The sequence below is a fragment of the Clostridium sp. DFI.1.208 genome (assembly GCF_024463855.1).
Classification (GTDB): domain Bacteria; phylum Bacillota_I; class Bacilli_A; order Erysipelotrichales; family Erysipelotrichaceae; genus Clostridium_AQ.
Genome location: NZ_JANGCA010000005.1, coordinates 101,734 through 125,309, shown reverse-complemented (window position 1 = coordinate 125,309; position 23,576 = coordinate 101,734). Strand labels below are relative to the sequence as shown.

At 45.7% G+C, this 23,576-nt stretch carries 23 protein-coding genes, 1 pseudogene and 1 riboswitch; of the genes and pseudogenes, 2 read left to right on the top strand and 22 right to left on the bottom strand.

Going from position 1 to position 23,576, the window contains the following annotated elements; genetic code table 11:
- Positions 1-284 precede the first annotated feature (284 nt).
- Genes NE665_RS04265 through NE665_RS04225 form a run of 9 tightly spaced genes read right to left on the bottom strand, consistent with a single transcriptional unit; the run spans position 285 to position 8,892 of the window.
- Positions 285-833, bottom strand: coding sequence for a nucleotidyltransferase family protein (locus NE665_RS04265; RefSeq protein ID WP_117442866.1), 549 nt, complete (start codon positions 831-833; stop codon positions 285-287).
- Positions 823-3,099 carry a molybdopterin cofactor-binding domain-containing protein gene (locus tag NE665_RS04260; protein WP_117442865.1) on the bottom strand — a complete coding sequence of 759 codons (2,277 nt, stop codon included), beginning with the start codon at positions 3,097-3,099 and terminating at the stop codon, positions 823-825. Before NE665_RS04260 ends, NE665_RS04265 begins: the two co-directional genes overlap by 11 nt.
- On the bottom strand, positions 3,096-3,557 hold the full coding sequence (locus NE665_RS04255; RefSeq protein ID WP_117442864.1) for a 2Fe-2S iron-sulfur cluster-binding protein: 462 nt from the start codon (positions 3,555-3,557) through the stop codon (positions 3,096-3,098). Before NE665_RS04255 ends, NE665_RS04260 begins: the two co-directional genes overlap by 4 nt.
- Entirely contained in the window at positions 3,554-4,327 is a 774-nt protein-coding gene (locus NE665_RS04250) for an FAD binding domain-containing protein (protein WP_117442863.1), read from the bottom strand. The genes NE665_RS04255 and NE665_RS04250 overlap by 4 nt, the downstream gene beginning before the upstream one ends.
- Complete coding sequence (locus NE665_RS04245) at positions 4,284-5,102, bottom strand: ABC transporter ATP-binding protein (protein WP_117442862.1); 819 nt, start codon at positions 5,100-5,102, stop codon at positions 4,284-4,286. The genes NE665_RS04250 and NE665_RS04245 overlap by 44 nt, the downstream gene beginning before the upstream one ends.
- Entirely contained in the window at positions 5,099-6,067 is a 969-nt protein-coding gene (locus NE665_RS04240; RefSeq protein WP_117442861.1) for an iron ABC transporter permease, read from the bottom strand. Before NE665_RS04240 ends, NE665_RS04245 begins: the two co-directional genes overlap by 4 nt.
- A gap of 1 nt (position 6,068) precedes the next feature.
- Positions 6,069-7,073 carry an ABC transporter substrate-binding protein gene (locus NE665_RS04235; protein ID WP_117442860.1) on the bottom strand — a complete coding sequence of 335 codons (1,005 nt, stop codon included), beginning with the start codon at positions 7,071-7,073 and terminating at the stop codon, positions 6,069-6,071.
- Between the two features lie 3 nt (positions 7,074-7,076).
- Positions 7,077-7,580, bottom strand: a complete 504-nt coding sequence (locus NE665_RS04230) for a nucleoside-triphosphatase (RefSeq protein ID WP_117442859.1) — start codon at positions 7,578-7,580, stop codon at positions 7,077-7,079.
- A gap of 1 nt (position 7,581) precedes the next feature.
- Positions 7,582-8,892 carry a nucleobase:cation symporter-2 family protein gene (locus NE665_RS04225; RefSeq protein ID WP_117442858.1) on the bottom strand — a complete coding sequence of 437 codons (1,311 nt, stop codon included), beginning with the start codon at positions 8,890-8,892 and terminating at the stop codon, positions 7,582-7,584.
- 65 nt (positions 8,893-8,957) lie between these two features.
- Positions 8,958-9,058, bottom strand: a riboswitch (purine riboswitch).
- A gap of 484 nt (positions 9,059-9,542) precedes the next feature.
- Here NE665_RS04225 and NE665_RS04220 point away from each other — a divergent pair.
- Both NE665_RS04220 and NE665_RS04215 read left to right on the top strand, forming a co-directional pair.
- Entirely contained in the window at positions 9,543-11,060 is a 1,518-nt protein-coding gene (locus NE665_RS04220) for a DUF1538 domain-containing protein (protein ID WP_117442857.1), read from the top strand.
- Positions 11,041-11,703, top strand: coding sequence for a transcriptional regulator (locus NE665_RS04215; RefSeq protein WP_117442856.1), 663 nt, complete (start codon positions 11,041-11,043; stop codon positions 11,701-11,703). The genes NE665_RS04220 and NE665_RS04215 overlap by 20 nt, the downstream gene beginning before the upstream one ends.
- Positions 11,704-11,867: 164 nt before the next feature.
- On the opposite strand, the gene NE665_RS04210 is transcribed toward NE665_RS04215, so the two are convergent.
- The 13 genes and pseudogenes from NE665_RS04210 to NE665_RS04150 all read right to left on the bottom strand — a co-directional run bounded on the left by NE665_RS04210 (position 11,868) and on the right by NE665_RS04150 (position 23,564).
- Entirely contained in the window at positions 11,868-12,929 is a 1,062-nt protein-coding gene (locus NE665_RS04210; protein ID WP_117442855.1) for a PepSY domain-containing protein, read from the bottom strand.
- Between the two features lie 75 nt (positions 12,930-13,004).
- Complete coding sequence (locus NE665_RS04205; RefSeq protein ID WP_118654552.1) at positions 13,005-14,411, bottom strand: HAMP domain-containing sensor histidine kinase; 1,407 nt, start codon at positions 14,409-14,411, stop codon at positions 13,005-13,007.
- The gene (locus tag NE665_RS04200; protein WP_117442853.1) at positions 14,408-15,082 is read right to left on the bottom strand and encodes a response regulator transcription factor; all 675 of its coding nucleotides are present in this window, start codon (positions 15,080-15,082) and stop codon (positions 14,408-14,410) included. The genes NE665_RS04205 and NE665_RS04200 overlap by 4 nt, the downstream gene beginning before the upstream one ends.
- 177 nt (positions 15,083-15,259) lie before the next feature.
- Positions 15,260-15,949 carry a hypothetical protein gene (locus NE665_RS04195; protein WP_117442852.1) on the bottom strand — a complete coding sequence of 230 codons (690 nt, stop codon included), beginning with the start codon at positions 15,947-15,949 and terminating at the stop codon, positions 15,260-15,262.
- A 57-nt stretch (positions 15,950-16,006) separates the two neighbouring features.
- Complete coding sequence (locus tag NE665_RS04190) at positions 16,007-17,236, bottom strand: GHKL domain-containing protein (protein ID WP_117442851.1); 1,230 nt, start codon at positions 17,234-17,236, stop codon at positions 16,007-16,009.
- Positions 17,233-17,940, bottom strand: a complete 708-nt coding sequence (locus tag NE665_RS04185) for a LytTR family DNA-binding domain-containing protein (protein WP_117442850.1) — start codon at positions 17,938-17,940, stop codon at positions 17,233-17,235. Before NE665_RS04185 ends, NE665_RS04190 begins: the two co-directional genes overlap by 4 nt.
- 296 nt (positions 17,941-18,236) lie before the next feature.
- A pseudogene (locus NE665_RS04180) lies at positions 18,237-18,800 on the bottom strand (type III toxin-antitoxin system ToxN/AbiQ family toxin).
- Positions 18,801-19,267: 467 nt separating this feature from the next.
- Entirely contained in the window at positions 19,268-20,161 is an 894-nt protein-coding gene (locus NE665_RS04175) for a MurR/RpiR family transcriptional regulator (protein ID WP_117442849.1), read from the bottom strand.
- Positions 20,162-20,367: 206 nt separating this feature from the next.
- Positions 20,368-21,018 carry an HAD family phosphatase gene (locus NE665_RS04170; protein ID WP_117442848.1) on the bottom strand — a complete coding sequence of 217 codons (651 nt, stop codon included), beginning with the start codon at positions 21,016-21,018 and terminating at the stop codon, positions 20,368-20,370.
- Between the two features lie 15 nt (positions 21,019-21,033).
- Positions 21,034-21,435, bottom strand: a complete 402-nt coding sequence (locus NE665_RS04165; protein ID WP_117442847.1) for a hypothetical protein — start codon at positions 21,433-21,435, stop codon at positions 21,034-21,036.
- Positions 21,436-21,454: 19 nt separating this feature from the next.
- Entirely contained in the window at positions 21,455-21,868 is a 414-nt protein-coding gene (locus NE665_RS04160) for a PTS sugar transporter subunit IIA (RefSeq protein WP_117442846.1), read from the bottom strand.
- Between the two features lie 106 nt (positions 21,869-21,974).
- A complete protein-coding gene (locus NE665_RS04155) occupies positions 21,975-22,796 on the bottom strand; it encodes a PTS system mannose/fructose/sorbose family transporter subunit IID (RefSeq protein ID WP_008818345.1) in 822 nt (273 codons plus the stop codon).
- 3 nt (positions 22,797-22,799) lie between these two features.
- On the bottom strand, positions 22,800-23,564 hold the full coding sequence (locus NE665_RS04150) for a PTS sugar transporter subunit IIC (protein WP_002607097.1): 765 nt from the start codon (positions 23,562-23,564) through the stop codon (positions 22,800-22,802).
- Positions 23,565-23,576: the final 12 nt, after the last annotated feature.

The window sequence follows — 23,576 nt, the reverse complement described above, 5'->3', positions numbered from 1 at the left end:
TTAGCAGATAGGATACTAGAATATGTACGATATGATTTCATGTTGAAAACCTCCTTTCATTATACCACGAACATGAGAGAAACTTTCGGAAAGATTCATGAAAAAAGAAAGAAAACAAGATGAACAGAAATATGGCTGCATTCATCTCCCACCTGTTCATCGACCACTGAGGTGGGGGTATTCTGCCTGCTTTTTAGATAAAAAAGAAAGTCTATGAATAGATGTGGAATCAGCTCTTTTTCAGCAATCCCCAACCATCATGACTTCTCTTTTTGACAATTCTACTATTTCAAATCGATCCTTTTATCAATATCCCGTACCTCATCCAAATCGCATGCCACAGCTATGACCTTTTCCCTGTATTTTTTCAAAATCTGCTTTCCACCCTGTTCAGCCGTCAAGGCTAACAGCTCCTGGTAATATTTCCTGGGGAATATCGCAGGATTTCTTAAAATACCTTTACAGGTAACACAGATGATATGTTCACCGTCTGCCAGCTCCAGCAGCTTCTTACATGTTTCCAGCCGCAGATACGGTTGATCCGCAACACAGAGCATTGCCTGATCAGCGTCACTTCTCTTTATTCCAAGACGTATGGAAGACGACTGTCCTTCTCGGGCCTGCGTATTGAAAACCACAACTGCGTTATAGTCATTTGCCAGCTTTTCAACTTCTTCATACTGTGTTACCACGATGAGAGAATGCGGCTTTAAAGCCGAAAGCTTTTGCAGTGTATGTGCAATCAGCGGCATCCCGTCCAGCTCATACAACAGCTTATTTCCCTGAAACCTGCGCGAATATCCGGAGGCTAACAGAATGAGGTCAGTCTTCATCCTTCTTTAGTAAAACCTTTTCTGCCGTGATTGGCAATGTGCGAATCTGCACGCCGCTTGCATGTGCTACCGCTGACGCAATCGCTGGTGCCGGTGTGTTGATAACAACCTCGCCGATTGACTTCGCCCCGAACGGACCATTATCCTCAAAGCTGCTTTCAAATTCAACCCGTATTGTACCGACATCCTGTCGTGTCGGTATTTTATACTGCAGAAAGGAATTGTTGCGCATTCTGCCCTTGGAGGAATACGTGATATCCTCATAGAGTGCCATACCGATTCCCTGTGCGATACCGCCCTCTGTCTGAATTCTGGCAAGATTGGGATTGATGATCGTGCCACAGTCCACAACAGCCGCATAATCTACCAGTGTTATCTCTCCGGTAAGCTTATCCACATCTACCTCTGCAATTCCTGCCATAAACGGAGGAGGAGATGTAGGTGAGCAATGGGATGCACTCGCAATCAAACACTCGCCCTTGCCGCCCGCAAAACAGCGATTCGCAAAATCCGCCAGTGAGATTTCCTTAGCATTCTCCACTGCACGAAGCATACTTCCATCAAATGTGATATGCTCCTCATCCACCTCCAGAAGAATTGCCGCCTCACGCAGCATTTGCTTTTTTAACTCCTCACAGGTTTTCACAACAGCCATGCCGGTTACATAGGTCGTTGCGGAAGCATAGGAACCGGTATCGTATGGAGATGCATCCGTATCGACAGACTGTGTTATGATATTATCCACATCACACTCCAGACATTCTGCAGCCATCTGTGCCAAAATCGTATCACATCCGGTACCCATATCCGTCGCACCAATCGACAAGGTATAAAATCCGTCATCCTGCAGCTTGATTACGGTTGATGCGATATCCACGTTGGCGATACCGCTTCCCTGCATGGACAGAGCAACACCAAGGCCGCGCACCTTATCTCCCATGTCCCGGCACAGTACCTTCTCTTTCCAACCGGTCATTTCCATGGCCTTCTGCAAACAGCGATCCAGTGCGCAGCTGTTTAAATGCTCACCATAATACTGCTTCATAACTTCATCTTCCCGCACCATATTTTTCAAACGCAGCTCACATGGATCCATATGCAGGGTATCAGCCAATTCATTCACTGCAGATTCTACTGCGAACTGTCCCTGCGTAGCACCATAGCCGCGGTATGCACCTGCCGTCATTGTGTTTGTATAGACGACATCCGAAACAAAGCGGCTTGCCTTTACATGATTATAAATCGGTAGTGACTTATGTCCACTCAAACCGACAGTTGTTGACCCATGCTCTCCATAGGCACCTGTATTGGACAGGGTATACAAATCGATTGCACGGATTTCCCCATCCTTCATAGCACCGATTTTCACATGCATCTTCATTTCATGGCGGGAATTGCTCGCCATAAAGGTTTCCTCTCTGGTATATACAAGCTTACACGGCTTCTTCAGCTTCCATGTCACAAAGGCTGTAAAGATTTCGGTACAGCCTGTCTGCTTGGCACCAAATCCTCCGCCAATTCGAGGCTTGATCACCTTGATCTGTGATTTTGGAAGCTCCAGCGCATTGGCAACCATGCGTCGGATATGGAAAGGCACCTGTGTGGAGCTGACGACATTCAGACGGTCATAGGTATCCATATAGGCATAGGAGCGAAAGGTCTCCATCATTGCCTGCGCATTGGCTTTTGTATGATATTCACGATCCAAAACAACATCGCATTCCGCAAACGCCTGATCAACATCACCAACGATGCTTTCATCATGAGAATGCAGATTGCGCAGTCGTTCATTTCCGATTTCACACAGCAGCTTATAGTTCTCTTCCGCATGAACGATAACCGGATGATCCAGAGCCTTTGTGAAATCCAGTACAGCATCATATACTTCATAATCAACACGAATCAGCTTCATCGCCTTAAGCGCGCTTTCCTCATCCTTTGCGGCTATGATCGCAACCTCATCACCGACATACCGTACGACCTCATCCAGTATCAGGCGATCGTATGGGGACGGCTCAGGATAGGTCTGCCCTGCCAGCGTGAATCTTGATGCAGGAACATCCTTATAGGTAAATATGGCTTCGACACCGGGAATGCGTTTCGCGATTGTGGTATCAATGGATTTGATTTTCGCATGCGCATGTGGTGAGCGAAGCAGCTTGATGACAAGACAGTCCGCAGGAGCCAGATCATCCGTATATACCGGCTTCCCGCTAAGCAGAGCATAGGCATCCTTCTTTATAACGGGCTGATTGATGTACTTCATACGGCGTCCCCTCCTTTCAAAAGCCAGGCCTTGATGGCACGAAGCTGTCCCATGTAGCCGGTACAGCGACAAAGGTTTCCTGCCAGCCAGTGCTTGATTTCCTCATCTGTCCAAGTCCTGTTTTCCTTTTTCATGGCAAGCACCTGCATAATCAGTCCCGGAGAACAGAATCCGCATTGCTCCGCCCCCTCTTTTGCCATAAAATCCGCAAATTCCTTAGCCTCTTTTTCCACACCCTCCAGTGTGGTAATGCTATGACCGTCCGCACGTCCCGCAAGCACACTGCAGGACAGCACCGTTTTTTCATCCATCCATACGCTGCATAAGCCGCAGTTTGTCGTTTCACAACCGCATTTCACACTCTTATAGCCCTGTTCACGCAGAAACTGCAGCAGCGTCTGCCCTGCGGGAACTTCTGCCTGTATTCGTTTTCCATTGACAGTAATCGTTATATTCATGCGGCATCCTCCTTCAGCTGTTTCAAAAGACGCAGAGTCAATGCATAGATCAAAGCAGAACGATATTCTGCACTTCCCCGCATATTATCTTCACATTCCACACATTCCTGCATATGCTTTGCGATCATTTCCTGATCCTCACTCCAGGGCATGGTAAAGCGCTGTGCACGTTTTGGGCGGGAGCCTGCGACAATACGCAGAGATTCTCCTGCTTTTGCGGCAGACATATTCAGAACCGGAAGATCCGTAGCACTCCTGCGCACACAGGCGAAGGCTGTTTTTACCGGCTCTTTTTTCAGCACGACATGCGTCAGAATATCGCGTTCGTATGGCATGGCTGCATACTCCTGTAAGGAAATCCTTCCCTGTTTATGCAGAATTACCTCTGCATCCAGACAAAGCAATGCGCATAGCACATCAGAAAAGCCGAAGCGGGAATACAAGGAGCCTCCCAGCGTAGCGGTATTTCTAAACTGTATTCCTACGATATCCTTCATTGCATCCTTTAACAGCGATCCAAATACTTTTTGCAGACCCACATGGGTTTCCAGTGCATGCAAAGAGGTCATAGCACCAATGGTAAAGCTGTCCTCTTCTTCTTCGATCATATCCAGATGCAAATCACATAAATCAATGGCGATGGGAATCGTACGTTCCTGCATACGCAGCCACAGCATTCCTGCAATTATCTGATTCATTCGGTTTTTCTGCAAAAGCTCATATGCTTCATCGAGACTCTTTGCCTTGTGGTATTGCTGAATCGTCAGCATAGTTATTCTCCTTCCATATAAGAGTGGGTTCACTCTCTGTTCCAATCACTGTAAAGGTATCCCCGTACAGCTCATTATAATACGTACAGCAGGCAGCCGTCATTTCCGAACGCGTCCCGCGTATATGTGCATGCAGCTTTCCCTGATGCAGCAGCACAAGCTCATCCGCATACTGCAGGGCCAGATTGGGATCATGCATACTGATCAACATGCTTCTTCCCTGAAGCTTCAGCCGTAAAACCTCCTGTAGAAACTGGTGCTGGCGGCGATAATCCAGATAGGTACACGGCTCATCCATTACCATAAGTGCAGAGTCCTGCAAAAATGCTCGTGCCATATAGGTCATCTGTAATTCTCCGCCGCTGATTTCCTGCAGCAGCTTCCCTTTGATATGCGTAAGCTTCCATGCTTCCAGCAAAGCGTCCACCTGCTCATACTGTTTTTTAGAGGGGAGGGCAAAGAGAGAAAGCTGACGGGCAAAGCCGCTGACAATACACTCTTCCACCGGCTGATCCTCCACAGTTTCCTTTATTTGAGGTACATAGCTGAACAATGCCGCCAGCTCCCGCTGCTTCAGGGTATGAACATCCGTTTGCGCATGATAGATTGTCCCCTGATAAGGAATATATTGCAGCAAAGAGCGAATCAGTGTTGTTTTTCCGCTGCCATTTTCACCAAGCAGCATGACGACGCGTCCCTTTGGTATCGCAAGGCTGATATCCTTTAGGATTTCTCTGCCCTGCAGCTGTACCGATACATGTTGTATGGAAATCATAAATGCAGCCTTCCCTTCACGAATAGTACGACAAGTGCAAGCGCACCGAACAGACTGGTAAGGATACTGATGGGAATTTCAATCGTCATAAGGGTTCGTGCCAGTGTATCGCAAAACAGCAGAAAGCTTGCTCCACTGACAGCTGTAATTCCCATAGTCTGTGAAATCGGCTTGCGACAGGCAATGCGTATGATATGCGGTATCAGAAGGGATACCCAGCTGACAATCCCCGCTGCACTGATCACACTGGAAATCAGAAGCGTTGCCAGAAGCAGGGATACCCATCGTATGAGCTTCACATTGACACCAAGTGTGGAGGCATCTTCCCCAAATGAAAGCAGCTGAATCTGCCAGCGCAGCAGATACAAACCGCTCATGCCAAGCGCACACAGAAGAAAGGTGACTCCAGTCAGCGGCCAGGATGCATCGGAAAATCCGCCCATCAGCCAGTATTCCATATTTGCCAGCTGCGTTGCAGGGTCTGCATACAGCTTCATCATCATCATAAGGGAGGTCGCAACCGCCTGTAGAATCAAGCCGGCAACAACCAGATTCAGGATTCTGTTCCCTCTGACGCGAGAAGCAAGCACAAAGGTTAGAATGACCAGCAGCAGTCCCATAAGAAAGGCACACAGCTCGATAAACCAGGATTCCTGATAGAAAAGTATCGCGAACACGGCCCCCAGGGAACAGCCGCTGCTAGCACCGATCACATCACCGCTAGCCAGGGGATTGCGGAATATCGTCTGATAGACAACGCCGGATACCGCCAGTGCCGCACCACTGATTCCTACCAGAAGAATTCTGGGCATCCGCAAATTCCATACCAGTGACTGTGTCAGCTCATCACCGGAAAACAGCAGCGCCCTTGCGATATCCGAAAGGCTGCTGCCGTATCTGCCTACGCATAGAGAACCCAGAGCCAGCACTGCCAGCAGCAGTACAAGCCAGAATCTGCGTCTCATATTACAAGCCCAGATCGCTGTCCTTTACCTCTATGTGATAAAAGGTACGGTAAAAGTCCTTTGCTTCCTGCTTTACTGTATCCATAGAGAGATTATCCGGATACAGCGTTGCATAAGCCCACAGAGCACCCAGACAGCTGGACAGATTTGGAGTATCCCAGGTTTCCAGCGGACTTGGGAATTCATACACCTGCTTATTCTTTACAGCGTTTAAGGAAGCCAGCGCTGAATCCTGCAATACAACGTTCACATCCACACCGCCGTTTTCAAGAAATATCACATCCGGATTCATGTCCAGCAGAGTTTCTTTTCCAATAGCACTCCAGCCCTTTCCAGCCTTCGCCATCACATTTTCAGCCTTCGCACTCTTCAGCAGACTGTTCTGGAACATGTCCGCGCCGGCTCCCTCCAGCAGATTGCTGCCGGCCATATACACCTTCTTTGCTACCCCCGTATCCTTTATGTATTTTTCCATCAATACATCACGATAGTTAAAATAATTCTGTGCTTCCTCTCTTGCACCAAGCGCGATTGCAATCAGATTAACAGCTTCATCATATTCCGTCTGTGTTTCCGGATTCAACAGGATAACCTTCATTCCGGCATCCTCCAGCTTTCCGACATAGCTTTTCAAAGCAATCGGCAGAAAGGCCACATCCGCCCGTGTTTTGATGGCAGCCTCTACATTAAAGGACTTTTTATTTCCCATCGCCGGAAGCTCCAGAATTTCAGGAGCAGCCTGCTTATAAATTTCACGCTGATCTGCTTTCATTTCCACACCGATCAGCTTGTCCTTCTGACCAAGACCAATCACCGTACTCGTTGCGATATAATAACCGCTGATTGCTTTTTCTGCAGGCTTATCAAAATTTACCTTTCTGCCTGCCTGATCGGTAATGATGAATCCTTCACTTACTTTTTTTTCATCTTCCTTGTCTGTATCCGTACACGCCATCAGAGACAGCGCCATTAAGGCAGACATGGCCGTCATTAAAAACCTCTTCATTTCTTAGCCTCCCATTGCTTTCAGAATGTATTTTTTTACATCCGCATATGCCATCACATCCAGATCGAAGACGATCACATCTTTTCTGGCTGCTATATCATGAATATATTGTATATCATATTTCTTTAAAACACCAAGAATGTTTGGAAATTTATCGATACTATCCAGCAGTGTTTCCAGATATATGGTTTCCTTTTGTTCCAGATGGCCGATTTCATCCAGAATCAGGATATGCTCCTGCAGTTTGCGCGCCTGCTTTAACAGCTGTGTGCCAAAGCTGTTAAATACTCCCGGTATCACTTCGTTCCACGTTTCATGCTGTATCGAGAAGCGCTGATCGTTGTGCTCCATAGCATGCAGCGCATGCAGATAAAAGCCGGCTCGGCGCTGTTCCTCATAAAAAGGGAGTGTCAGAAAGCCGCAGACAGACTTATGACACTCCCGGATACATTCCTGAATGCAGGTCGATTTTCCAATCTGTTTCTGTCCAGTCAGGAAAATCTTCATGCTATTCCTCTTCGCTCTTTTTCTTCGGCAGAATCAGATTCAATACCGTAGCAATCACAAAGGTCATGATGATACCGTTCTGTGCAAAGATGTTTCCAACCCAGGAAGGAAGCTGTGCAAGAACAGCAGGTACATTTCCGATTCCCACACCCAAACCGATGGCCAGAGCAACGATCAGACCGTTACGCTCATCCAGCGGTTCTCTTGTTAAAGACTGGATTCCACTGACCAGAATCATGGCGAACATGATGACAGCGGCACCACCTAAAACAGACTGCGGCATAACGGAGAATAAAGCACTCAGCTTCGGACAGAATCCGCACAGAATCAGGAATACAGCACCTGTCATAATAACAAAGCGGTTAACGACCTTTGTTACAGCGACAAGACCGACATTCTGTGAAAAGGATGTGTTTGGCAGTACGCCGAAGATAGCTCCCAGAATAGAGCCAAGACCATCCGCCATGACACCGCCCTGCAGCTCTTTGTCTGTGGCTTCCCGATTCAACCCGCCGTTTGCGACACCGGAAACATCTCCAATCGTTTCCACAGTCGTTGCGATGAACATGATTCCCATCGCAATGATTGCCTGAGAATTAAATTCAAAGGCTACCGGCATAAAGGCCGGAAGTGCAAACCAGCTGGCAGAGGACACCTGTGTAAAGTCCACCATGCCGAGTACGATTGCCAGAAGATAGCCTGCTACGATACCAATCAGTATGGAGGCATTGTTAATGGCACCCTTAAACTGCTTGGCAATCAGTATGACGATGATAACGAAGGTTCCTACCAGCAGATGATTGGTGCTTCCAAAATCTGCAGCGCCGTTTCCTCCTCCGAAGTAGTTGATTCCTACCGGCAGCAGGGAAAGTCCGATAGAAATGATGACCAGACTGGTAACAACCGGTGGAAACAGCTTACGCAGCGGCTTGATAAAATACCCCATAACCATTTCAAAAATACCGCCGATGAAGCTTGCCCCCATCAAAGCACCGTACCCAAACGCTGCTCCGATGGCCTTTGCTGTGCCGATAAAGCCGGAGCTGGTTCCCATTACGATTGGCAATCCGCTTCCGATTTTCCAAAACGGATATAGCTGGAACAGCGTTGCTATACCTGCAACAAACATTGCATTCTGAATCAGTGTCATTTTTAATACACCGCTCATTTCCAGCATGCCACAGACGATGATCAGCGGAGATACATTCCCCAGAAACATCGCAAGAATATGCTGAATCCCAAGTGGCAGCGCTTTTTTCAGCGGTACCGTTCCATCCAGTTCATAGATGGAGTCTTTCTTTTTCTCTTCCATTACGTTCTCCTTCAATGAAAAAAGTTCCCGTCGATTATGCGGGAACCAATCTTTTATCATAGATATAATAAAATGATCAGTTCCGTAGTCCCAGAGGTATCGGTCTGGGGTAGAGACATTCGCACCATACCACGCGAATTATACGAAACGTAAAGATTTTAACATATATTGTATTATTTTTCTACATAAATAAACACTTTACCTTTCAGCTTTTAAAAATTATGACAACGATTCATCAAAATACAAAACTCATTGCGTCCATGCTGCTTGATCCAACAGCTATTGTCATAATAAATAAGACGAAGCAGTGCTGCTAAAGCAAACTTTTCACATGTACGATTGTTTTCATTTACTGTACCTCATAGAATATCGCATGAAAATATTGACACATCCTGTTACCGCACAGATTGAGCGGCATATATCCGGTATTGCTTTTATCATAATTCCACCGCAGACAGATTGCGTATTTTGTTTTTCCGATTGGAGCAACACGCCATGCCTATTCAGAGCATCGGATATAATAACCACACTCCTAATATATACAATCTTTATCATTCTAGCTTTGAACTATATGTAAACAGTCATAAAACAAACATACATGTTAAAATATAACTATAAGATATAGAGAGAATGAAAAGAGAGGTGAAGCAATGACAAAATTAAAGGAAAAAATTAAAGAGGCCTTATCCTCCGTATTACCGATTACCTGTATTGTATTTTTACTGAGTATTACCGTTACCCCGATGCCGGTGGGAACCATGCTTCTGTTTGCCTGTGGTGCCGTGATGCTGATTATCGGCATGGGACTATTTTCCCTGGGTGCGGATATGTCCATGATGCTTATGGGAGAGGGCATCGGCACCATGCTCAGCACGTCCAAAAAGCGATGTCTGATGGTATGTATCACCTTTGTTATCGGCTTTATCATAACGATTGCAGAGCCTGATCTCACGGTGCTTGCACATCAGGTTCCCGGCATACCGGACAACACGTTAATCTGGACAGTTGCCGCCGGTGTCGGCTTCTTTCTGGTCATGGCACTGCTGAGGATTCTGTTTCACTGGAATCTGAAATATCTGCTTATGCTGTTTTATGCACTGGTCTTTATCCTCGCCTACTTCTCATTGGATACCTTCATGGCAGTTGCCTTCGATAGTGGTGGAGTTACAACCGGACCGATTACCGTCCCCTTTCTCATGGCGCTGGGAATCGGTATGGCCGCTATCACACAGAAGCATGCAGAAGAGGAAAGCTTTGGTATCGTGGCACTGTGCAGCATCGGTCCGATTCTGGCAGTTCTGCTGCTGGGTATTCTGTATGAGCCACAGGGCGCAACCTATACACCGTTTGAAATGGCGTATGTGGAAACAAGCAGGGATGTCATTCATATTTTTCTGATTGAGCTGCCGCATTTCACATGGGAGGTGAGCAAGGCGCTGCTTCCTATTCTGTGCTTCTTTCTCTTATTTCAGCTTATCAGCAGCTATTTCAATAAGCGCGCCATCATTAAAATTCTCATTGGCTCTCTGTATACCTTTCTCGGTCTTATTCTGTTTCTATGCGGCGTCAATGTCGGGTTCATGCCTGCCGGTTATTTCATAGGAACGCAAATTGCAGCATTATCCTATAATTGGATGTTGATTCCCATCGGTGTACTGATTGGCTTCTTCATCGTAAAGGCAGAGCCGGCTGTGCATGTGCTTACCCGTCAGGTAGAGGAGATTTCATCGGGAACCATATCGACTAAGGCCATGCTGTATTCTCTTTCAATCGGTGTTGGCATTTCACTGGGAATCGCGATGCTTCGTATACTGACCGGCATCAGCATTATGGTATTTCTGATACCGGGGTATCTTATAGCGATGTTACTCAGCTTCCTTGTACCTAGCGTATTTACGGGTATCGCCTTTGATTCCGGTGGGGTTGCCAGCGGTCCGATGACAGCGACCTTCCTGCTTCCATTTGCCATGGGTGCCTGTGAACAGCTTGGCGGAAATGTCCTGCTGGATGCATTCGGAATCGTTGCAATGGTGGCGATGACACCGCTTCTGACCATTCAGATTCTTGGTCTGGTTATGACAAGGCAAAAAAAGACTGCTGCTGAAGAGCTGCAGGAGGATAGTATTATGGAATTTGAGGAGGTCGCAAATGAGCGGACAGAAAGTTAAGTGTCTGGTGATCATTATCAACCGGGACAAGGGAGAACAGGTCGCAGAGCTATGCAGATCCTATCAGCTGTATTTCACCTATGGCATTCTCGCACTGGGAACAGCAGGCTCTGATCTTCTGGATTATCTGGGTATCGGTGAAACCGATAAGGAGCTGTTATTCTGCTGCCTTCCTGCACAACTGGAGCAGGAGGTCATGCATCGGATAGCGACAGAAACACAAATTAGAAAAATGGGGCACGGGATCATGTTTACCATGCCGCTAAGTGGAATCAGCAGCCTGTTTCAACGCAACATTTTATGTGGAAGAAGTTATGAGGAGGAAGAGATGGAACAGAAGGTACGCAAATATGAGCTTGTTGTTGCAGTTGTAGAGCACGGCTGGCGCGATCAGGTTATGGAAGCCGCAAAAAAAGCAGATGCCACCGGTGGTACGGTTCTACACGCCCGTTCCCTGCATGAGGATGACGCTACCTCCTTTCTCGGTATCAAACTGCAGGGAGAAAAGGATATCGTTGTAATCTTATCTGCTTATGAGAAGTACAAACAGATCATGCATGCAATCAATACGGCTGCAGGCTTTCAAACCGAAGCCAGAGGCCTGATCTTCTCTATGCCGGTAGATGAATTCATTGGGATGTAGACAGAAAAACAGGAGCTTCCGCTCATGCCTTTCTGTAAATGCACACATGTTACATCATAAGAACTGAAAAAAGGATCAATCAAAGTTGACCCTTTTTTATCTTGCCACAACGTAAGGCGGATGCGGATGTCATGGCTTTATTTTCTTCACGCATTTGCTTGCTGCTAGTCGTGATCCGTGTCCTTATCCCATTCCAGAATCGTTCCCTTGTATGCGTCAATCGAATAATCATATTCTGTGGAGCCTTTGCGAAATTCAATCTCATATACCGACGCACCGTCATCGTTTTCCAGCTTCGCTTTGGTAAAGGTTACACTGCCCGCCTGGAAACCTGCATGCGAGAGGGCTATGCTTTTCGCACGATCCACACCGATATAGGAAGCGGATGGCTTTGACTGCTCCTGACTCTGAATTTCCAGTCGTTCAGATTTCCGTTCTCTGACAGCACCGCTTTCTGCATCAAGCTCATAATCATACTCCATTGTGGCAGTCACAAATTCAATCTCATATACCTGCTTTCCATTTTCATAATCCAGCTTCGTCTTTGTGAAGGTCGCATCCCCTGCCTTCACTCCGGCATCCTGCAGTGCCCTGCTTCGGGCATCCGCTTTACTGATCAGCAATGGTGAGGCTGTTGATTTATCCTTATCGCTTTTTGTTTCGCTGCTGGTAGACGCATTTGTTTCCATGTCCTTTTCCAGAATCGTACCATCCTTTGCGAGCAGCTTATAGGCATATGTTTTCTGTGCCGTTTTAAATTTCAGCTCATATATCTCCTGTGCATCCTCCTTTTTTAAGGAAGCCTTGACAAAGGTTCCATCGCCTTCCTTCAGCCCTGCATTTTTCAGCATCTGTTTTTTTGCTTCCTCCAGAGAAAGTGTGGAGACGGCTGTCAAGGATGCCTGCTTCTTTGCTTCCACATCCCGATCCAGGATATGTCCGTCCTTTGCTGCAATCGTATATTCGTAGGCATGCTCATCCGTATGAAATTTCACCTCATATACGCTTCGACCGTCTTCCTTTTCCAAAGCCGCCTTTTCAAACTGCGCCGCTGCTACCTTCACACCGGCATCCTGCAATGCGATTTCCTTCGCCTTATCCGCATTGATACGGCTGTCTGCTTCCATCGCGTTTGTTATTATGACACCACCGCCTGCTAAAACAGAGATACCGCCGATTGCAAGGAATGCCTTCATAGATGTGGAAAGCTGTTGTATTTTTTTCATCCTCTCATTCCCTCCTTAATTTCCTTTACACCTGTAGTATACCAGAGAAAGATTAAAGCAATATGAGAATACATTTTATTTCAGCGGGATACAGAAGGTGAAGCAGGAGCCCTTTCCCTGCACACTTTCCACCTTCATACAGCCATGATGCAGCTGTGCTATCTCCTGTACCATGGCCAATCCCAGACCACTTCCCTGCTTACTGCGGGAAGCATCTGCCTGATAAAACCGCTGCCATATATGGGCAAGCTGCTCTTGGGCAATTCCCCTGCCATCATCAGCAACCGACAGTCTGACCTCCGTCTGTGTTTGCTTCAGCTCAACCTGAATATGTCCGTGTTCTTTTCCATAGCGATACGCATTGGTAATCAAATTGACAAGCAGACGCTGCAGCAGCTCCTTGTTCCCTACAATCGTCACACCCTCTTCCAGCTGCCAGCTCAGCTCGATGTTCTTCTCACGGATCAAGCGAAGATCCTCACAAACGGATGCACATAAGCTGCTGTAATCAAGCTGCATCATGCGGATGCTCTCCCTTCTTTGCTCCATGCGCGTCATCATCAGCATATCATTGATAAGAACAGACATTTTCTTTCCCTGCCTTTGAATCAAACGCAGCGCATCTGCATAGGCATCCTTGTCCTGCTCCTCCTCCAGTGACAGCTCGCATTGTGAAAGAATCACAGCTACCGGTGTACGAAGCTCATGGGACATATCACTGGTGAATTGCTTTTCCGCCTGAAAGGATGCCTCCAGCCGGTCCATCATTCCATTGAAGGTATCTGCCAGCTGATGCAACTCATCCTGCCCCTTTTTCAGTTCAATCCGCTTCTTTAAATCCTGCCCCTGCTGAATTCCGGAGGCTGCCTGTATCATTTGTTGAATTGGACGCAGAAACCGTCCTGCCAGAAAATATCCGCCGAAAAGTGCCAGCAGAATCAGCAGAGGAATCAGCCACATGGAAAGGATAACGATTGCATCCATCCAGCGTGCCCCCTGACTGCGGGAAACTATACCACGCAGCCAAAGGTCCTCCATGCCCTCGCCCTTTAATGAGCGATCGTACACATAATAGGTTGTTCCCTTATAGCGAAGCGTCTGCAGCTTATGATCGGCAAAGGCCACATCTCCGGTTGCCTGTGCAATCGGATTTTCTCCATACAGCAGCTCATAATCTTCCTTATATAGCGTTGTATATATACCATTCATCTGATCCAGATAATCATCATCAATTTCAAGATATCCGTTTTTATACCGTATGTAAATATCTCGGTCGCCATCCGGATTGGCATCCTCCTTATTACTGTAATACTCGACCTCATCCACATTATCGCTGACCATTTCCACCAGAGAATCCTTGATGTTTTTCTGTACGACATTATCACTGATCATCCATACACAGCCCAGTGTCAGGGCAGCCAGCGCACTCATGGCAAGCGCAAACCACAATGTGATTTTCGCACGAATGCTCAGCCCCCTCATGAAGGCTCCTTTACGACATAACCGCTCCCGCGCACCGTATGAATCAGCTTGCAGGAGGATGCGCCATCAATCTTTTTTCGCAGATAGCTGATATATACATCCACCAGATTGGTGCCTCCCGCATAATCGAAATCCCAGATATGCTCCTCAATTTTTTCTCTGGATAGCACGATATTTTTATTCAGCAGCATATATTCCAGCAGGGCATATTCCTTTGCGGAAAGGAGTATCAACTTGTTTGCTCTTTTCACCGTACGGGTAGCCGTATCCAGAGTTAAATCACCAGCCTGAAGAAGGGTAGTCGAACTTCCCTTAGCCAGACGGATCATCGTTCGGATTCTGGCCATCAGTTCAGCAAAGGAAAACGGCTTGATCAAATAATCATTCGCTCCGCTGTCCAGCCCCAGAACACGGTCTTCTATGGAATCCCGCGCACTCAGAAATAACACAGGTGTCATTTTTCCTTCAGATCGCAGCTGCTTCAATACCGCATAGCCATCCACCCTCGGCATCATGATGTCAAGTATGACAGCATCATAATCCATAACAGCCAGATATTCCAGAGCCTGTGCTCCATCGTAGCAGGCATCCACCGTATAGCCTTCCTTTCTGAGCTTTTGACATATGATATCATTCAAATCCTGTTCATCCTCCGCAAATAATAATCTCATTTCAACGCCTCCTTCCTTCTGCTTCCATAGTATCATACAAACATGAAGGCAGCATGAGAAAACCCTTTGTTTTTATTTATTATGCACCATTCTTTACAACCTTTCCAACGAAATGATTCCGGCACAGACGAAAAAGCCACCCCGCAGCTATCTGCGCAGGATGACAATTTCTGTTGCTTAGTATCTTCTTTTGATCTGCAGGCTTTCCAGATAATCGTAGATTTCGATATCCTTTCGTTTCATCGCATCAAGAATATGATGCGGATCCTCCAGACGTATACCGCCAGCCATGAGCAGCTGCATCATATTCAGTATATCCTCGCTTGTGCGAAAGCCGCTTAGCACAATGCCGCCTTTACCGGCAGGAAGCAGGATTCCATTATCCATAGGATTGATATACAGGGTCATAAACAATTCTTTTTCATTGTACAGCTTCAACAGGTAGGTGTATCTGGACAGTCCCCATACACCGGCTTTACGATCCACCGTAAATTTCGCATGATCTATATCCTCATATCGTATTTCCTGCAGAAACGGTGTTACATCATCATTGCACAATACGTGAAGAATCATGTTCCATTTCCGACGATCCTTATATGCCGGAATAATAACGAGCGCATCCTCACGCATATCATAAATCTGTCCGCCGCCCAGACAGAGCGGCACCCACATAATGACAGTGAAGAGTGGAAACAATACGAGGAAGCCGATTTGAAGGATCCGGATATCCGCAAAATCCTCAAAGCTGTCCGCAAGTCCGTACATAAAACCACCCAGACATAAAGACAAAATCAGAATAATCAGGAAGCTTGTAATAATCTTTTTTCTACTTAATACCTTCCGTTTGAATTTCATATTTTCTAACATGCTATATCCCTTCTTTCACTAACATTATATCCGTTAAAACCGGCTTGACCGCGGCTTTTACATAAGCGGTTCATTTTCTGACATCAGTGGTTTATCGAAGGTTACCGTTGTACGAAACAGCAGGTGTGCACGCTCCCAGCCAGCGCTGAGCGTCCCCTGATAACGGCGGGCAATATCCCTAATATTCTGCATGCCAAAGCCATGTGCAAATGCATCCTCTTTTTCCTGTTCCATGCGTGTACAGCTGTTTTTCATTTTCCACAGAATCGTGGAATGCTGTTCCACCATGCGCAGCAGAATGAATGGCTCCTTTGCGTCAAGACAGCTTTCCAGTGCATTATCCAGCATATTGCAGAGTACCGCACAGCGATCGACCGGGTCCATAAAGCTGTAATCTATCACATCACTTTCCAGCTGAAAGCGAATGTGTGCAGCCTGAAACCGCGGATGGTACAGCTGCAATATCTTATCAATGAGCTCATCACCTGTTTTTTGAACGTTCAGCATATGCTCTGTTTTCGCTACAATATCACTGCGGTAGTCATCAACTGCCGGACTTCCCTGCTTCATCTGTTCCAGCAGCTCGACATGCTTCTTTAAATCATGCATGGATTTCATGATGTATGCATTTTCTTTTTGAATTCGTTCATAGCGCTCTCTGTTTTCCACCATCTGCTGGGTCTTCACCATCGCCTGCAATTCCTTTTCCCTGCGAATTTCCAAACAGAAGCAGATCCGATACAGCTTCAGCATCAGGAGCAACAGCCCCTGCAGGCTGCAGATCATACCGATATCCAAACGCATTCCCTGACTTACTATATAGGTGCAAATGATCAGATAGAGAAAAACCGCCCCGCTAATCACTGGAACATAGAGCTGTTCATATTGATGATGCCGATAATAAAACAGGAGCAGCTGTATAAGAAATACGACTCCGCAATACAGACAGCCCTGCAGCCAGCTTGCAGGCTCTGCGTTAAAAGCCGTAATGTGCGTGGTGATTACCTGAACAAGGACAGCGCCGGCGATCAGAGAGCCGATAAAAAACAGATGGGACCACCAGTCGTCGCGATACAGCAGCAAAGACAGGCAAAGGAAAACAGCCAACAGAATCCGCAGTAAGGATACAGACAACCAGGGCGATATGAGGATGAGAAGAAAGCCGGTGATTAGATAGGGCAGGATTTTGGCTAGCGAGGAGCGATATTGCGTACGCATCGTTTCATGATAGGAATAGCAGAGTACATACAGCATTAAAATCTCAAAAACCCGCAGAAACAGACTCATGCGAATTTCTCCTGAAAGCTACGCCATACCGCCTTCACAGTTTCCACACGCCGTCTTGCCAGAGGCAGTGCTTCCCCGGTTTCCAAAAGAATTGTGTCTTTTTCCATTGATATAATGTGGCGTACATGAACAAGGATACCCTTGTGACATTCCACAAACAAGGCCGCATCCAGACGCTGTTCCCATATACTCAGGCTTTCTCTGCTATCAAATGTTCCCTCCAGCGTATGAAAGCGGGTACCTCTCCCCATTGTTTCCACATACAGGATATCTCTGCGTCTGATTCTATGATACATATCGCGCTCCTTTAGAACAAGTGTCTGCCGGTCATCCAGAGAGAGCACCTCATCCAGCTCACTGTATAATAGCTGCGCATTTACCGGCTTCAACAGATAGCGTGCCGCCTGAATTTTGTAGCCCTCCACACTGTATTTCAAATATCCTGTAATCACAATGATAATCATATCAGGTGCAATCTGCCGCAGCTGTCTGCCGATTTCTATGCCGTTTTCCTGTCCCACCTCAATATCGAGAAACAGTAGGTCACAGGGGACCGATTTCACATGCGCCAGCAGCTCACTGCCGGTATTGAAGATATCAATGCGTCGCTGCATCAATTCCTTTCTGTCAAAATACACATCCGCCAAATCTCTGATATGCTCTGCTTCTTTTCTTTCGTCATCCAGAATAGCTATATGATACATAGGTATCTCCCCTTGTCTTTATAGTTTATTATACCATGTTCTTTTTTGTTTCTACCCTTTATTTTTCAAGTATGGAAATCTCTGTACCTGTAATTATTTTCCTGCTATCTTGTTTGTTTTCGCAGTCCTTTTTACTTACATTACATCGTGGTCTACTTATAAGCAAAGGAATGATAGACGCATGATTCTGGAAATCACGCAATCCAAAATGCTTATGCAGACCTTGTAACTTGTTTTATTTCAAAAAAACTTCCTATTGAAGTTTTTTCATCATATTACTGCTTCAGTGATAATATCTATGCTATATATTCTTTATAGTATTTTTCAAGCTTACTAAAATCACAGCACCTCTTCTTTATGTTATCCTGCAAGGTATCGTTTCCATATGCTTCATAAAGCTTCTCTGCTTTTTTCAAAACCATTTCCTTGTTTTCTGTTTTATTCAGCCACGAGATTTGATTTATTAACAGATTACTGTATGTATTTTCATCTTTTCATGGCTTTATTATTTTATATACAGAAGGATCATGCAAAACAGGAAACATATTATTGAAATTTATCGCTCCCCATTTCCCTCCATTTATTTTATGAAAATCCATCGTATTTTTCATGTTCTTATGCTTGTCTTTAGGTGATGTTAAAGGAATGACATATTCGATATCATCATGTGTCATAAGAATACCGATAAATGGACGCATTTCACTCTCCACTTCCCGATGTTCTGTAGGTACTCTGAAATCAATATTTTTTCTAAGGTAATCAGTATATGCAACATCTATTTGTATAAACTGTACCCTTTTATTTTTGAACCACCATATAAAACGACCCCTTATTAAAAAAAGCCAGCTTACGCCAGCCACTTTTTTAGCTCTCACTTTTAGATTTCACTATGGTAGAGTACACCGCTTTTTATCTTCATTATTATAATACTACAGAATCAAAGGCATGTCACATCTTTTTAAAAATTTTTTTGAAAAAACTTTTATAAAATTCCAGCGTTACTCATTAAACACCAGCTGTAGAATTACAGCGTTTTCTTTTTCTAAGTAATTTCATAAATTCCTCCGTAAACGTCAGAAAAGGCCCAAAACGTCTCTGCGTTTTGAGCCTTGCCTTACGATCTTCATAAGTTACAAACTCTATGATTCCTATATTCTTTTTATACCTTTATTTAAACACTGCCGGATTTTTCTGTCAATCCTTTTTTTAGTTTTTATATTTCCAATATTTAACATGATGTTTTATATCGTTATGTCAAAAGATGATTTTCCTCATTCTATAAAACCAGGAGAAGGCTTTTTACCTCATGCCATCAAGTTCTACAGCCTTATTTATAATCATTCATATTATAACCCAGCTCTGAAAAAATCCGATTCTTTTCTGCGACACCCTCCTGGATTTCAGGCAAATTGTCAAGTGCCAGTGATAAAAACAATGTATCAACAATCAGGGACTGTACAATGAGTGCCGTGTGACTTGCCAGCCGCAGATTATTTTCGACAGCCGATACAAAGAGTGTTACGGTTGCCTTGCTTGCCAACTCCTGATTGCCATACTGAGTGATGAGAATGATCTTTGCCTTTTTCTGATTCGCAATATTGATATACTGATGCGACTGCACCGATTTTCCCAAGGTTGTAAAGCAGATAAGCAAATCATCCTCTGCCATATTCAGATTGGACTCCAGCTGAAGATGCACATCCTCATAATAGATTACCGGAATATTTAGCCGCATAAACTTAATCTGCAGCTGCTTCACCAGCGTACTGCTTGCGCCCAATCCACTCAGATATATGTTGCGCTTGTTCTCATTTGTATCCCGAATCAGCTTTATCGCCTTATCCAGTTCCTGTGAATCAATGATATCGGTTGTAGACTGAATGGATGTAACGATGAAGGCACTCAGCTTCTTCAATACAGAATCCGGTGTATCTGTAGGCATGATTTTATCCAGAATCATGTCTGAATTCTCATTATAGAAATTGGCAGACAGATTTGCCGACAGGGAGAGTTTGAAATCGGAATAGCCCTCACAGCCCAGCTTGCGTGCAAACCGAATTACGGTTGCCTCGCTGACCTCAGCCTGCAAAGAAAGATCCTTTAAGGTTAGCGAAAGAATCTCCTGACTGTGGGTTAATACATAATTTCCTAATTTTTTTTCTTTTGCAGATAGAAACGGCATGACCGATTCCAGACTTGATATGATATTAACTGCTTGCATAAACTCTCCTTCACTTGGCTTCCACACATCGGGGAAACCATCTGCGATGCTTATAATGACGCATACACTTACATATCACATTCTACCAACGGAGTGAAAAAAATGCAATATGTTCCCGGCAAAGGGGTACCACATGTTCTATACAAGACCTGCTATCAGCTCTTGGATTTCATCGCTGATAGCTATATGACAGACAGGGCTGTATTCTAACACGCATTTGTCTGCATCGCATGTAATACCGCAGGAAGATTTGGATAAATACCCGTACATTGCTCATAAAGCTCCTCTGTCGGGGGCACCAGATCCGGAACCATAATGGTGGAGCAGCCTGCCCGTATACCTGCCCTCACACCATGGATACCATCCTCAAAAACATAGCAGTCTGCCGCCGGCAGCCCCAGCTGCTGTGCAGCCAGAAGGAAGATATCCGGGGATGGCTTTCCATGTACAACCTGCTCTCCGCTTATAACGGCATCAAAATAATCTGCGATGCCTGCCAGACGAAGATTGCTTTTGATCAGCTCCATAGGAGCACTGCTTGCCACAGCCATGCGAACTGCATGCTGCTTCAGATATTCCAGAAGCTCAACAACACCCGGCTTCATCGGAACCTGTGTGGATAATGTTACAATAGCATGCGCAAATAATTCATCTGTCAGCTTCTTTGCATCAACCCTTGGCCAGTATGTATTCACGATGCCTATCATGCGGGAACCATTTGTCCCCCGCAGCTCATCCAGCATCGCCGGATCAACCTTCAGACCATAAAGCTCAGCAATATAATACCACTCCTGATTATATACCAGCTCTGTATCAAACAGCAGACCATCCATATCAAAAATAGCTCCAGCCTTCATACTGCCTCCTTTTTCCTATGCAGAAGGTGCATTAAGCAGAAGGAAGGAGAGATTTTCTTTATGCCACGGTGATGCCAGTACGTTTTTATGTAGCTTGTACACGATGGTTCCCTTCCTTGTCTCTATCGTGAAAAGAAAATGAAACAGCTTGATTTTGATATTTGTCGATACAATATCCTCATGTGGAAGAAACAGCAGGGTATGCTCCTGCAGTGCACCATTGATATCATCAACCGCCAGAATAGCGATTCCCTGTGCATTGATATGCAGGATATGATCCTTCATCGTATGCATGATTTCACCCAATCCGTTTTGGTAGGCTCCCAATCCTGCTTTCACTGTTGCACAAAGGGTTCCATGCTGTGCAAAGCAAATCTGATGGCTGTTCAATATTTCTCTGATCTCCTCTTCCTTCATAGCTCCACCTCTTCCTGCATTATGCTGCCTGACGTTCCCTCAGCAGCTTATTAAAATCTACAATTCCCTTATGTCCGGTATTCACCAGGGCTTCCCGATCCATGCCGGCATCCCCGGAACCGATATATTCCAGTACCATACACAAATTCATCCCCGTTATGACGCTGATTTTCTCCGCATACTTTGGATCCTGCAGCAATCTCGCACTGCAGTTGCAGGGAGAGCCGAAGAGCAGATCGCAGAAAATCACAACACCCTCTCCGGTATCCACCTTTTGTATAGCAGCTTCCAGCTTCTCCATAAAATCTGTGATTTCCTCACCAGGAAGAAGACATAGTGCCTGTATCTGCTGTAGCTCTCCACAGAAAATTTGCAGCGTATCCAGCAACCCCTCCGCCATACGGCCATGACTTGCCAATAGTATTCCCTTCATTTGCATTCCTCCTCATTTTGCACCATATGGGCATCCTAATTTGGAATGCCCATACGGAGATTATGTTTTATTATCTGAGAGAGTATTCTCCCACGTAGCTATGTATTTAAAACAGTCCGATTGCGGCACAGAGCAGTGCAATCACAATGGTGAAGAAGACAAGCTTCGCTACACTGACATGCTTTTTGCTAATCAGATAATAATAGATAAACAGCACACCGATGGACAGGATACCTGGCATGATACCATCGATTTTTTCCTGTACACTCAAGGTTGCCTCATCAAAGTTAGCTGTGATAGCAACTGCCAGATTTACCATGGAAGCGGTCAGTGCCCCCATCATTGCCATACCAAGGATGTTCGCTCCTTCAATAATATTGCTCATCAGCTTACTTGACATGATATCCTTGATTGCAGAACGTCCCTTTGTATAGGTCATTTTGGTAAAAATAATCAATTCGCCAAGCGTATACATCGTACCGAGAAGCAGCAGCCAGAAGCCGGCGATCGAGCCGCCCTGTGCCAGAGAGCAGGAGGCCAGGATGAACAGCGTGGTAATGGTTCCTGCACTGAAGGAATCTCCCAGCGCCGCAACCGGTCCCATTAACCCGGTCTTAACAGCAACGATGGATTCGGAAGGAATCGCATCCGGATTGTTTGCCTTTTCCTCTTCCATAGCCAGCGTAGTTCCCAGAATCAGACCACCGGCTGTAGCGTTGGTATTAAACAGCTCCAGATGACGCTGCAGCGCAGGAATCATGTCCTCCTTGTTCGGATATAGTTTTTTCAAAGCCGGAATCAAGGCATATGTATATGCAATAGACTGCATACGTTCATAATTCAGTGACATTTCTGTTGTAATATACCATCTGGCAATCACTCGGTTGACATCCCGTTTTGTCAATGATGTTTTTCTTTCCTCAGCCATCTTCTATGCGCCCTCCTTTTCTCTTTCACGTTTTTCCAGTACAACCAGCACCGCAACACAGCCTGCGACCAGACCAGCGGTCAGGGTATTCAGTCCTACTGCCTTTACAACGATGAAGCCCAGTACCGTATAAGGAATCATCTTCGGCTTACCGATCATGTTCATAATCAGAGCAAATCCGATTGCCGGCATAACACCGCCTGCAACCTCCAGACCGTGCATAACCCAGCTTGGCACGGAGTTCATGAAGGTCAGCATAGCATCCTGCCCAAACATAACAATCAAAAATACCGGAAGAAACAGCAATGGAATTTCAATCAGTGGTGGATAAACCACTGCACAGCGGGTAATGCCGGAAAGGTTTCCCTTTGCCGCAAATTCATCAGCTCTATGCACAAAGATAACATTGATCATCTTACGCAGGTTTGTTACAAAGGATCCAAGTAATCCCATCGGAACAGCAAATGCAATGGCCTGCTCTGCCGTAAGACCCGTTGCCAAAGCAATCGGTATGACGGTTGTCGCTGCCAGTGCCGAGTCGGTCGGAAGATTGCCTCCCGGCGCTATGATACCTGCAAACGCTGCAGCAATACCGCCGCCGATAATCAATCCCTTTGTCAAATCCCCATAAATCAAACCGGCTACAACACCTACTACGATAGGACTTGCAATAAAGAAGAACGCAAAATATCCACCAATCATTCCCCGGGCAATCCAATACATCAGGCCCATTGCTACCGCCATGATAACCAACTGTGTACCACTCATAATAACCTCACA